Here is a 12848-nt window from a genome sequence, read left to right as displayed (position 1 = left end):
AAAAAATCAATACTCGTGGTAACTGTTGATGACGATAAACTTACCGCCCTCACGGGTAGAGCGGATCGCGACATAACGGTCGGGATATCGGTTGCGGAGCTGTTTCAGGGCGATTTGGACCAAAACTCCGTCTAACACTTTTGTTTGTGCCCGACCCTCTTGATCGATAATCGCATAGACTCCGATTAGGTAGCGGGAGATCGACTCTTCCTGATTTTTCAGGAATTCGGCGATCTCAAGACGCAGTTGCATTCCGTACGTTGCATTGATCCAGTTGAAAAGCATATAAGAGAGGGCCTTATAGCGGTAACCCTCTTTTCCGATCATCAATGCCGCATCGGGACCGGTAAATTCGACTAAAAGGGTATTTTCATCGTATAAACTGACCTCGATTGCATTAATCTCAAAACAGATATCTTTAAAAAGGAGGTTGATCTGTTCCTTGACTTCCAGGGCACACTCATACGCGGTGAGTTCATCCTCGAAAAAATCCTCCTCATCCTCCGGCGTCCTCTCTACTTCGTCTTCCTGCTCGGTAACAAACGATTCAGAAATCAACGTGTCATGGTGCATTGTCCCCTGCGGATACGGCTCCGGGATCGCTACTTCTTCAGGGACCACCGCTGCTGCGGGAACCGGAGCGGCTTGCGGTTTTATCTTCTCTTTCGGCTCTGCACTTTTTACAGGAGAAAAGTTAGCCATAATAATTGCCGATTTTTTAAATAGCCCCAAAATCCCTTTCGAAGGAAATTGGATAATTTCAACCTGTAGTTCCGTAACCGAACATCCGAATTCAGCTGCTGCCTGTGCGTAGGCTTGCTCTAATGTAGAAGCTTCAATTTTTTTCATGATGCTTTTCCGCAAGATGCGCTTCATGACGTGCCGCACGTGCCGCCTCAAACTGTTTGTTAACCAAAAACTGTTGACCGATGGAGAAAAGATTGTTCACAAACCAGTACAATACAAGCCCTGATGGGAAAGTAACAAAGAAAAAGGTGAAAATAATCGGTAAAAATTTAAAAATCTTCTCCTGCAACGGATCGGTAAAGTTGCTCGGTGTAATTTTCTGCTGATAATACATCGTCGCACCCATCAAAATCGGCATAATGTAATACGGATCCATACGGGAGAGGTCGTGAATCCACAGAATCCATTCCGCCCCCTGTAATTCAACCGCATTTAAAAGAACACGGTAAATCGCGAAGAAAACCGGGATTTGGAGCAACAACGGCAAACATCCGCCCAACGGATTGGCACCGTGTTTTTTGTACATCTCCATCACTGCCGCATTCATACGCTGCGGATCCCCTTTGTATTTCTCCTGTACCTCTTTGATACGGGGAGCGATGTCTTTGATTTTCTGCATCGACACCATCCCTTTGTAGGTCAAAGGGTAAAGAAAAATACGGATAATGATCGTCAATGCGACAATCGCCCATCCCCAGTTGCCTAAAATACCGTGCAACCACATCAATACCTTGAAGATAGGGGCAGCAACAAAAGTGAACCAACCGTATTCGATGGCATTAACCAATACCGGATTGATTGCGGCAAGCGTCTTGTGCTCTTTTGGCCCGATATACCCGCTAAACGTAAAATTATTAGGTCCTTCCAGATAGGTAACCGGATTATTGTCCATATCCCGCTCGACAATGACTTGGGTTGAAGGGGCGAGATTGAACATAATCGACGCGTAATATTGGTCAAACGAAGAAGCAAGGTGAACGTCGGTAAAAATCGATCGCCCCTCTACGTCACCGTCTTCAAAAATGGTGGTCAGGTTGTCGCCGGCATAAACCATGCTCCCGACCACCGTCATCATCTGCTCGATAATCTGCGGGTGCTGCCCTAAATAGACGTAGTACCGTTTCTCATTCGAAAGGGTGATTTTTGCATCGTAGTGGCCGTCTGCATAGAAAGTCAATAGTTTTGTAACCGTTAATTCCGGTAAATTCTGCGTCAGAGTTACCGTTGCTTTACCGTTATCGCCCAACACGATGTTATCGGCTGAACTTGCATACGCCGTTGTTGAAGCGACATTGTTAAGCGCTTCATCGGCAAAACGGATAAAAAGGGGCTTCGCTCCGACCGCAGAGATCAGTTCGGCAAGTTTTCCGTCTTTTCCGTTGTGTTTTTTGTCACTTAAAATAACCGACGAGATCCGTCCCAATGTATCGATTTTAAGGGTAAATTCTTTTGCACTGATCGTGGTCAGCGTATCGGTGGATACCGTATTGACCGCCTGTATTGGGGCAGAAGTTTCGGTTGCAGCGGATGGTTGTACCTGAGGTACCGTTTGTGCTACCGAAGCTTTGGTCCCATTCTGATCGGCATTTGGAACTTTCGGAGGAAATATTGTGGTGTAGCCTATAAAAAATAGGAAGGATAAAGCGACTGCTAACAAAAGCCGCTGATTCGGGGTAAATTTATCTAACACTGTGACCCTTTAAACTTAAAATTTTTGATCAAAAAATAATTCCGCTTCGTTGGAACAAACCAGTATTTTATCGTATTTATGGAAAGTTCTGCAGGTTTTATCATCGGTTTGCCAATTTTCGGATAATCAATCCCACCTTCGAAAAGTTGGTTGCATCGACAAATACGTAAAAAAGTAGCACCAAAAGCGCGGGGGAGAGTATTGGTTTCAAACTGCCAGAGAGCATATTCAGAACATGAGGGGTAATGACGGCATGCACCGCGTGTCATCAACGAGAAGGAGTGACGATAAAGCCAAAGGAGCTTAAGAAATGACTTTCTTACCATTATCCGCTCCACTGCTACTCATTGCACCTGCCCGTTTTAAAACATATTTGCAGTCACGTCGCACATCTTCGAACGCATTATCAAATAACGGTCCTTTAGCGACCAAAACGTACCAGCCGTCTTCCAATTCGTGGTTAAATTCGGCAAAAAGGGCCCGAAGACGTCTTTTGCACCGATTTCGCACCACGGCATTTCCAACTTTTTTACTGGCCGTATATCCTACTTTTTTCTCTCCCGGTATCGGAAGATAAAAAAGCGCAATCGAAGTGCTGTGAGCACTTTTCCCGCGCTTATAAACACGTTGAAACTCACTGTTAAGCTTCAACATCGAAAAGCTATTTACACAGCCAATCGTTTTCTACCTTTTGCACGACGAGCGTTCAATACCCGGCGACCGTTTTTTGTAGCCATACGTGCACGGAAACCATGGGTGCGTTTACGTGGTGTATTATGCGGTTGGTATGTTCTTTTCATAACCATTCCCTTTAGTCAATTTTAGCACGCAATATTAGTCAAATCTTACTTAAAGTGCGATTAAGCTTTACAAAAGCTTGTTTAACTTTTTGTAAAAATTGCCGATATCGTTACAAATAAACTACTATAAAAGGGGTTGCTATGATCTCTAACACCACATTAGAGGCGTCCCGTTCCCATGAACTTGCGATTCAGATGAAAACCAGCAGCGGTGACACCCTCTCATTGAATTTTGAAAACAGTCAGGAACTCTCCCTCAACAGCAAGCAAAACGGCGATGGTAAAGAGGCTTCTTTCTCTTTTAAATCGTTGCAGGCCTTTTCTTTCGAATTTCAAAGCAACGGTCTGAGCGAACAGGACAAACAGGAGATTGACACTTTTATGAAAGTGGCGCAACCTTACATTGATAAATTTATGAAAGAGCTCGAAAGCCAAAATCAGACGACTCCGGTCAATAAAATCGCGTCGGACGTCACGTCGTTGATCAAAGATCTCAAATACAAAGACGACAACACCAAAAACTATGCAAAAAGCGGTATCGTCGACCTTTTTGACAATGCCCTCAAAAACCGTACTGCCCATGAAAAAATGATCGATGAAGCCCAAAAGCTGATGCAAAAAATTCTTGACGGATTTGACTCCGTCTTTACGCCGGTGTATGCCTAATCCTCCCCTCTCTTAGGGAGTGATGAAATCACGCAGCGTCGGCATCGCCGACACCCCTTTGGGTTTGGTGTCAACATTCAAAACGGCATTGCGCTTCATGTGGCAATCACGGCACTCCCGGATCACCTGATGCTCCGCTACCCGTATCCCTTCGATTTTCGCTACCGGATGGCAGGCAAAACAGTCACTTCCGCAATCGGCCATTTTTTCGGGATTGGCCGTATGGCAACGGATGCACGTCTGCATTGCTTTGTGGCGCGAATCATGTTCAATGTTCTTTAGCAAGGCCGGATGGCACGTCATACAGTCCCCGGTACACGCCCATACCCCAATACTCCATCCAAGAATCAATAGTATCCGTTTCATGGGGGAATTATACACTCTCTTGCATTAACCGGGTACGCAGTTTCTCGCTCATGTCGGATGATGGGATCGGGCGGCCATAGAGATAGCCCTGGATATTGCGGCATCCGTTGGCAATCAGAAAATCTTTCTGTTCAACCGTTTCTACCCCTTCCGCAATAACCTCCATCCCCATACTCTTGGCCAAAGCGATTGTTGAGCGGACGATCGCCGTATCATCATTATCGTCCGGGAGCCCGCAAATAAACGATTGATCAATTTTAAGGGTCGTAATCGGAAACCGTTTCAAATAGGCCAACGAGGAATACCCCGTACCGAAATCGTCCAACGCCAAAGCAATTCCCATTTTTCTCAATTCGATCAATACCGCTATCGACTGTTCAGGATTTTTCATAATATCCCCCTCGGTCACCTCCATCTCTATCCACTCCGGCCGGCATCCGCTTTCGCTCAGCATCCGGTGCATCCCTGCTAGAAAGCCCTCCTGGCGTAACTGTTTTTTGGTCAAATTCAGCGAAACCACCCCCGGGTTCAATCCATCCTCTCTCCACTGCACGATCTGCTTCATCGCGGTATGCATTACCCATTGGTCGATAACGACAATAAACCCCGTCTCTTCGGCTATCGGAATAAATTTGGCCGGAGAGATCATCCCAAGATCGGGATGATTCCACCGCACCAATGCCTCCATCCCGATCATCGTTTCGTTCACCCCATCTATTTTAGGTTGATAGAACACCACCAGCTCCTCTTTTTCAATGGCTTGACGTAAACTCGACTCCAGAGCAATCCGTTCAAATGCCCGGGCCGTCAACTCTTCCGTGTAATACTGATAACTGTTGCGCCCCTCATCTTTTGCTTTATACATGGCCGAATCGGCATTTCGGAGCAAACTCTGGGCATTGTCTCCATCAAGCGGGTAGAGACTGATACCGATACTGCAGGTAACGTACAATTGGTGATTGCCGATCAAAATAGGGTGCTGAAAAATAGAGATCAGCTTAAGGGCAATCTCGTTGAGTTTTTGAAGATCATCAACCTCTTCGACGATCAGGGTAAACTCATCCCCCCCTAATCGTGCAATGGTATCAATCTCTCGTAGATTTTCACTCAGCTTCTTGGCGACCGAAATGAGAACTTCGTCCCCTATTGCATGCCCCAATGAATCATTGATCTCTTTGAAATGGTCCAAATCCATAAACATAATAGCAACCTGACTTTGCGCGCGTCGGGCTTTTTTGATGGCATGTTCGAGGCGGTCTGTAAAGAGGGCCCGGTTATACAGATGGGTCAACTCATCGTGATGGGCCTGATACGCCAGAATCTCTTCGGTTTTTTTCCTTTTGTCGATCTCTATGGAGACGATAATCGAATTGGCGATGGTGAGCATGAACTCCTGCTCTTCGGGTTTCCAGCCGCGTAAAGAGCCGACCTGTTCGCAGCAGACTACTCCGATCACTTTTCCGTTTTGTATAATCGGCATGTCCAACATCGACTGAATCCCCAGAGGCTTTAAATAGGTTTCGGTAAATTCAGAGGTACGGGGGTCGTGTTGGGCATCTTGAACGTCAATGATCCCCCCCCGCAGCAACGTATCAAAATATTCGGGATAATGGGCCTGTTCCAGAACCATTCCGTGTTCATGGGTCCCGTTTTTCGCATTGTAGAGATCCTGGCACACGATCCCCCCCTGATCGGTATCAAAAAGCCAAACACTGACACGCTCTATCTGCAAAGTACTCGCCGTTATTTCCAACGTATTGTGAATCGCGACTTCCGGTGTCTCGTAATTGATTTGGGACCATTGGAACAGTGCTTTTTGGTACCGTTCGCTTTGTTCGGAACGCTCACGTTCAATGGTTTCAGCCTCTTGCACTTTTATGAGCATCGATTTAAGAGTAGCGATCTGATCTTGTATCGAATGGATCATCACACGAAACGCCTGCCCCATTTTCGAAATTTCGTCGTCACCCTGAAACTGCGGCAACGAAACGTTATAGTTCTCTTGTGCAATCTGAGACGCCGCCTGAGAGAGTTTCGTCAAACGGTAGGTTAGACTTCGGACGATCCACCAGGCGATGGTTCCGCCGATCACAATGGCAAAAAGGATATAGATCAGCCCTTTGTAAAAAAGTTTCTTCAATTCCAGAGCGATGCGGTCGGTCGTTGAGATGATCCGGGTATACCCCACCGTTTCTCTGCCGATTTTCATCGGAACCATCGTATCGACAACTCCGTCATGCGATTTTTGTACGACCGAATCGGTTGCACCTTTCAACTCTTTGCGGATTCCGAGACTCGCCGGATCATCGAAGATCTGGTTGAAATAGGCCGTTTTGTTGGATGCGCGGACACGGTAATTTTTATCCATTATCAGGATAATCTCGATATCGGGAAGATGCTCCACCTGACTGACCAACTCGGTCAGGGAGACGATATCGTCGTTTACCAAAGCAAGCGATCCGTTCGAAGCGATAAGGAGGGTTAAATCACGGACTCTTGAAAAGGAGTGTTCCAGCAGAAAATGACGTTCTCGCGCGATAAAGTCATAAACGAATATCCCCATTAAAAGAACGTGCAGCACGACAACGCCGAGGGTCAAACGCCCTTTGATCGAAGCAAAAAAGAGTTTTAGCTTCTTCATTTCGGCAATCCGATTGCCCGGTCATAACGGATTAAAAATTTACGAACCGGTTCATACCGCGCGGTATCGGCCTTTTCGAATCCGGCAAATCCCGTCGGAAGGAGGAGTTTTTTCGCGGTTGGATCCCGATCCATCGTACCGAGTACAACCGTCAGTTTTTCTACCAGCGTTGCATTCAGATCCGACCGGACGACAACCCCGTTATTGACCAGCGGTGCAGTCTCCCACACCAGCTCCATCTCTTTTGCTTTTTGGGGATTTTCCAGTTGCCACCGCTTCCAGGGGGCCGGCCATGTCGCCGCAGCTACCGCGTCTTTCGTGTAGGCATTCATAATCGAAGAGTATTGAGAACCGACATACCGGGGGAAAGACTCTTTGTCGACATTCAAACCGTGTTCAAACAAAAACCATTTCGGCATTAACGTAGCGGCCAGAGCCGTCGGTGCCGGAAAACTGATCACCTCGCCGCGCAGCTGCTCCACCGAACGGATATAACGATCCTTTCGGGCGACAATAACCCCTCTGAATTCACTGTCGGGTTTGACTTTTGCGACGATACGGTATCCGTATTCGAGTGATTTCAACGTTTGATACGGGTTAGGAAGGGAGAGGTCAAAATGGCCACCGTACAGCTTACGCTCATAATCGGCATAATCCAAAGAGGTTTCAAGCCGAAGCCGAAGTCCTGTCTGATGTTCCCAATAACGGAGAATAGGCTCATACGCCAGAAAGGTTTTCTGAGAATTGAGATACGGGTGGATCCCCACGATCCATTCGCTATTTGCCGGGGTAACGGAGGTCGAGGGGGTGTAGCGCACCGCTTTGTCCCCCTCCGAAAGGCATCCGGTAAAAAACAAAACGATCAGTAGTAATAAACCGCCCAGCACACTGCTCCCAATCTTCTTCATCTCTTCTAAATTATATCATTTTTTTATCACTGATGTTACGCACTTTTCGGGCAAAGCCCGGAAAGTGGCAGGGACTAAAGTCCCTACAACCCCCTAAAGCTTCCCGTATCTTTCGGATACGGGAGATTATTAACTGATGTTACGCACTTGTTTAGGCAAGGTGCGTAAGGTCAGTTTTATCACTTATGAGAGGGTGACGGTGATCCCCTCTTCTCCCGTATCAAACACTACGCGTGATCCCTCTTCGACCTCTCCTCCGAGAATCAGATCGGCCAATCGGTCTTCCACGATCTCATACAACGCACGCTTCAACGGGCGGGCTCCGTAAACCGGATCGAATCCTGCCTGAGCGATATAGCGCTTCGCCCCATCCGATAGGGTCAAGACGATATCGCGCTCTTCTACTTTGGCCGAAATCTCTTTGAAGAAAAGATCGACGATACTGAGAATCTGCGATTCACCAAGCGGATTGAAGACGACAACGTCATCGAGACGGTTCAAAAACTCCGGTTTAAAGTGACGCTTGAGCTCATCGAGAACCATCCCTTCCAATCCGCTCTCTCCGTGATGGGCCATGATTTTGTCACTGGCGATATTGGAGGTGAGGATGATGATCGTATTGGTAAAATCGACGACAACTCCTTTGTTATCGGTCAAACGCCCGTCATCCAAAACCTGTAGCAAGACGTTGAAGACATCGGGATGTGCTTTTTCAACCTCGTCAAACAAGATAACGCTGTAGGGCTTGCGGCGGACCGCTTCGGTCAGCTGTCCCCCCTCATCGAACCCGACGTATCCCGGAGGGGCACCGACGAGGCGGGATACCGCGTGTTTCTCCATGTACTCGGACATATCGATACGAATCATCGATTCTGCACTGTCGAAGAGGAATTTCGCCAAGGTTTTCGCCGTCTGCGTTTTTCCCACCCCGGTCGGTCCGAGGAACAGGAACGATCCGATCGGACGGCTCTTGTCGGAGAGTCCCGCTTTGTTCCGTTTGATGGCACGGGCTACCGCATGGGTCGCTTTCTCTTGCCCCACCACTTCCTGATTCAACTCATCTTCGATATGGAGAATCTTCTCTTTTTCGCTTTGCAGCATTTTGTTGACCGGAATTTTCGTCCAACGGCTCACAATCCCCGCAATGGACGCTTCATCGACGCTGTTTTTAAGAAGTGTCCCCTGCGCCTGCATCCCTTTCCATTTTTCCTGAAGAAACTTCTCCTCTTCGAAGAGTTTCGGAATCTGGCCGTATTCGATCTCCGCCGCTTTGTTAAAATCGGCACTCTGTTTTGCCGACTCCGCTTCGCGCCGTTTCGCCTCGATCTCGTTTTTGATTTTCGCGACTTGTTCAAACACCGCTTTTTCATGCGAGAACTGGGTTTCTAAACTTCGACGCTCTTCGCTCGTATCGGCAAGTTCACGCTCGATCTCTTCGAGACGCTTGGTATTGGCGACGCTCTCTTCCATCTTGAGCGCCTCTTTTTCAACCTGAAGCTGAGTAATTTTGCGTTTGACCGATGCGAGGGCATTGGGTTCGGATTCGATCTGCATTTTCAGCTCGGCCGCCGCCTCGTCGATCAGATCGATCGCTTTGTCGGGGAGGAAACGGTCGTTGATATAACGGTCGGAGAGTTTCGCCGCCGCCACCAGTGCCGAATCGGTGATCGTCACGTTATGATGCGATTCCAGACGCTCTTTGAGCCCGCGCAGAATCTGAAGCGACTGATTGACGCTCGGCTCTTCGACGTGTACCGGCTGAAAACGGCGCTGCAACGCCGCATCTTTTTCAAAATATTTGCGATACTCTTTAAGCGTCGTCGCACCGATCGTATGGAGTTCTCCCCGTGCCAATGCGGGTTTGAGGATATTGGCCGCGTCCATCGACCCCTCCGATGCCCCCGCACCCACGATGGTATGGATCTCATCAATAAAAAGGATCACGTTCGCCGATTTTTTGACCTCATCGATGACCGCTTTGAGGCGATCTTCAAACTCACCCCGATATTTCGCCCCGGCAATCAAAGCGCTCATGTCCAGAGTGACAACCCGTTTGTTTTGCAAAGAGAGCGGCACCTCTTTGTTGACAATCCGCTGTGCCAGCCCCTCAACCAATGCCGTTTTTCCGACTCCCGGTTCCCCTAAAAGGATCGGATTGTTTTTGGTCTTGCGGATCAGAATCTGCATCATCCGGCTGATCTCTTCATCCCGTCCGATAACAGGGGAGAGTTTCCCCTCCAACGCTTCGCGTGTCAGATCGATCCCGTATTTGGAGAGGCTCTCCAGCGTTTCGTCCGAGGTTTGGTTCTCGATCTTTTGTCCGCCGCGCATCGCCTCAAACGTTTTGTGCAGCTCACGAACGTTCAGATATTTTTCAAACACCTCTTTGAACGGAGAGGTGGTCAGGTTTCCGACCAAAAAGGTGTCGACAGCGATAAACGAATCGCCCCATACCGCCATTTCGGCTGCCGCACGTTCCAGAGCGTTGACAAAATCACGCGAGAGTCGGATATTCTCTTTGCTGATACTCGACACGCTCGGCAGTTTGGAAGCGAGACTTTTCACCTCCAGTTCAATGGCGGTTTTCTCTACGTTCATTTTCATCAACGCCTGATTGAGCGGCGAATTGCTGTTGGCAAGCAATGCCCATAAAAAATGGATCGGCTGGACTTCGCTGTTTTTATTATGAAGGGCCAAAGAGATCGACGATTCGATCATCTCGGTCATTTGGTGGGTTAGTTTCTCAAAAATATGTTGCATCATCATTTCTCCTACTTGAGTTACGGAAATTATAATACTTTGAGTCTATTGTTGTCAAGTCTTTTGCATAAAAATATTCAATTTTATATTACGCACATTAGGAACAAAGTCCCTAATGTGGCAGGGACAGCCCAGCCGGCACTTCGTGCATCGGCTCCCAAGCTAAAAAAGCCAAGCAGTTGCCTTTTTTGACGCTTTTCACCCATACAACCCCCTGAAGCTACCCGCATCTTTCGGATGCGAGAGATTAATTCCCCTTGACGCACTTACTAGTGCAAGATGCGTAAGCGTAGATTAACTTATCCAAGAGGCGATCACCCCGATCGCCCCGCCGAAGACTCCCCCCCATACGACGAGCCATCCCAGATGCTCTTTCATCAGGGTGTGCAGCATCTCTTTAACCATCGTCGGGGTCAATTCCGCCAGACGCAATTCGACGATGGCCTCGATCGATTCGGCCAAATGGCCGCTCCCCTGATGGAGATGGACATTAAGCGCATTCATAAACGATTCGCTTTGGGAAATCTCTACGGTAGAGGCCTTGATCTTCACCAAAAACGGCTCTTTGAGTTTGGCGATCAGCGCTTCGCCCCCGAACATCCCCAGCATCCCCCCCATCGGTGATTCCATAACGCTTCGCACCAATGCGTCATACGCCGGAGTAAAATCGGTCTCCTCTATGATCGGACTCAAATCGATCGTACGCTCTTGGGAACGGACAAACGATTCGATTTTTTCGGGCGTAAAGAACTGCTCCATGATCAGATTTTTGATCGCATCGCGAATCGATTCGAACCGATCCAAAATAATCCCCGAACCGTACAAGAACGGAACCTTTTCAAACAGCATATGAATGGCCAGCTGATTCGTCACCGCTCCGGAGAGGGCAAAGAGCCCCGCGTTTCGGAGCATATCGGCTCCGCTCCCTTCCAATGCGTATGAGACTCCAACCGCCCCGAGGGCGGTGATATTCGTAACCCATCCTTTATCCATACAAAAACCTCCGTTTATTATATTAATGTTACACACATTAGGAACAAAGTCCCTAATGTGGCAGGGACTAACGTCCCTACAACCCCCTGAAGCTACCCGCATCTTTCGGATGCGGGAGATTAAACTGTTACACACATTAGGAACAAAGTCCCTAATGTGGCAGGGACAGCCCAGCCGGCACTTCGTGCATCGGCTCCTAAGCTAAAAAAGCCAAGCAGTTGGCTTTTTTAACGCTTTTCACCCATACAACCCCCTGAAGCTACCCGCATCTTTCGGATGCGGGAGATTAAGAAGGGGGATTAATAGGGGTATTATACAAAAAAGGTTACAGTTGCGAAAAATTCAGGAGCATTTATAATGGTTTTACACTCAATGTCGACACTCCTGCGCTCCGGTGATCTCCCCTCGATTTCAGGGGCCGTCTCGACCGCGCTGGAACGAAGCGATGACGCCCCTTTCTGGCAGCAGAAAACCCTCCCCTATTGCGAAGCGATTCTCAGCGTCCTCCTCCCCTTACGAAATGAAAAACTCCTCTTTACTCCCGAAGGGATTCCGCAAGAAGAACTCACAGTTGAGCTGTTCTTGCGGTGGTGCGATCTGATGAGTCTCAAAACACTCGCATTTACCCTCAGCAAAAGCAATGACGCGGGGAAACTGCTCCGGACTAAAATCGATGCAGCCGATGCAGCGCGATACCGGCCGATCGATTTGGAAAAACTGGGGAGCTATCTGAGCGGCTACAGCGTCAACCTCAGCGATGAGTGGGTCGACTTTCCGATCACGAACTACAATCTTCATCTCGGGATCACTTCATTGATCTCTAAAATTCTCAAAGGGGAACACTAATGGAAACCATGAAGCCTCTGAGCATCAACAGCTACCTTTCCGCTTCCGAAATCGAACGCCATTTGGAAAATGTCGAATTTATCATCATGGCAGCCCCCTCCATGATGCCCCCATCGGAACCGCAAATCCATTTCACCTTCTTTTTAAACACCTCCGACCCGATCCCCCGGGAGATACAACCGAAAATTTTGGAGAAATTCTGTCAGGAACACGGTATCAGCGGAGTCAAACACCTCCTCAGCAATCTGGAGCGCGTCGCCTTCGCTCAAACCTCCCAAGAGACCCCGATGCCCCGCCACCTCATCGATGATGCCGAGGCCAATACGATTCCCTGGAAGCTCCTGCACATCATCGATTTCGTAGGAGAATCCGACAACTTCCAAGAGGCTAAAGACGGCCTCAACGGGTGGAGTTATAGTTACAATTAAGTT

Annotated in this window: 13 protein-coding genes; 3 read left to right on the top strand and 10 right to left on the bottom strand. The window is 48.3% G+C overall.

From position 1 onward, the window contains the following. Positions 1–6: 6 nt before the first annotated feature. From M0P91_RS06215 to rpmH, 5 genes are read right to left on the bottom strand one after another with little or no spacing between them, the layout of a single operon-like run. Entirely contained in the window at positions 7–849 is an 843-nt protein-coding gene (locus M0P91_RS06215; RefSeq protein ID WP_295065727.1) for a Jag N-terminal domain-containing protein, read from the bottom strand. After that, complete coding sequence (gene yidC, locus M0P91_RS06210) at positions 836–2437, bottom strand: membrane protein insertase YidC (protein ID WP_295065725.1); 1602 nt, start codon at positions 2435–2437, stop codon at positions 836–838. The genes M0P91_RS06215 and yidC overlap by 14 nt, the downstream gene beginning before the upstream one ends. Continuing rightward, positions 2431–2706, bottom strand: coding sequence for a membrane protein insertion efficiency factor YidD (yidD, locus tag M0P91_RS06205; protein WP_295065949.1), 276 nt, complete (start codon positions 2704–2706; stop codon positions 2431–2433). The genes yidC and yidD overlap by 7 nt, the downstream gene beginning before the upstream one ends. A gap of 34 nt (positions 2707–2740) precedes the next feature. Then, entirely contained in the window at positions 2741–3091 is a 351-nt protein-coding gene (gene rnpA / locus M0P91_RS06200; RefSeq protein WP_295065723.1) for a ribonuclease P protein component, read from the bottom strand. A gap of 11 nt (positions 3092–3102) precedes the next feature. Further along, complete coding sequence (gene rpmH, locus M0P91_RS06195; protein ID WP_013459438.1) at positions 3103–3237, bottom strand: 50S ribosomal protein L34; 135 nt, start codon at positions 3235–3237, stop codon at positions 3103–3105. A gap of 141 nt (positions 3238–3378) precedes the next feature. Between rpmH and M0P91_RS06190 the strand changes: the two genes are divergently transcribed. Further along, entirely contained in the window at positions 3379–3903 is a 525-nt protein-coding gene (locus M0P91_RS06190) for a hypothetical protein (RefSeq protein ID WP_295065721.1), read from the top strand. A 12-nt stretch (positions 3904–3915) separates the two neighbouring features. Here the strand turns inward: M0P91_RS06190 and M0P91_RS06185 are convergent, their stop codons facing one another. The 5 genes from M0P91_RS06185 to M0P91_RS06165 all read right to left on the bottom strand — a co-directional run bounded on the left by M0P91_RS06185 (position 3916) and on the right by M0P91_RS06165 (position 11571). Then, positions 3916–4269: a hypothetical protein gene (locus M0P91_RS06185; protein WP_295065719.1), complete on the bottom strand. Its 354-nt coding sequence runs from the start codon at positions 4267–4269 to the stop codon at positions 3916–3918. A gap of 7 nt (positions 4270–4276) precedes the next feature. After that, on the bottom strand, positions 4277–6910 hold the full coding sequence (locus M0P91_RS06180) for an EAL domain-containing protein (RefSeq protein WP_295065717.1): 2634 nt from the start codon (positions 6908–6910) through the stop codon (positions 4277–4279). Next, positions 6907–7818: a PhnD/SsuA/transferrin family substrate-binding protein gene (locus M0P91_RS06175; protein ID WP_295065715.1), complete on the bottom strand. Its 912-nt coding sequence runs from the start codon at positions 7816–7818 to the stop codon at positions 6907–6909. The genes M0P91_RS06180 and M0P91_RS06175 overlap by 4 nt, the downstream gene beginning before the upstream one ends. A gap of 183 nt (positions 7819–8001) precedes the next feature. Then, positions 8002–10578: an AAA family ATPase gene (locus M0P91_RS06170; protein ID WP_295065947.1), complete on the bottom strand. Its 2577-nt coding sequence runs from the start codon at positions 10576–10578 to the stop codon at positions 8002–8004. 294 nt (positions 10579–10872) lie between these two features. Next, positions 10873–11571 carry a DUF445 domain-containing protein gene (locus tag M0P91_RS06165; RefSeq protein WP_295065713.1) on the bottom strand — a complete coding sequence of 233 codons (699 nt, stop codon included), beginning with the start codon at positions 11569–11571 and terminating at the stop codon, positions 10873–10875. Positions 11572–11928: 357 nt separating this feature from the next. Between M0P91_RS06165 and M0P91_RS06160 the strand changes: the two genes are divergently transcribed. Both M0P91_RS06160 and M0P91_RS06155 read left to right on the top strand, forming a co-directional pair. Further along, complete coding sequence (locus M0P91_RS06160) at positions 11929–12417, top strand: hypothetical protein (protein ID WP_295065711.1); 489 nt, start codon at positions 11929–11931, stop codon at positions 12415–12417. Beyond that, the gene (locus M0P91_RS06155; protein ID WP_295065709.1) at positions 12417–12845 is read left to right on the top strand and encodes a hypothetical protein; all 429 of its coding nucleotides are present in this window, start codon (positions 12417–12419) and stop codon (positions 12843–12845) included. Before M0P91_RS06160 ends, M0P91_RS06155 begins: the two co-directional genes overlap by 1 nt. The last annotated feature ends 3 nt before the right edge of the window (positions 12846–12848 follow it).

The sequence above is a fragment of the Sulfuricurvum sp. genome, assembly GCF_023229695.1.
Lineage (GTDB): Bacteria > Campylobacterota > Campylobacteria > Campylobacterales > Sulfurimonadaceae > Sulfuricurvum.
This window is presented reverse-complemented; position numbering and strand designations above follow the sequence as displayed.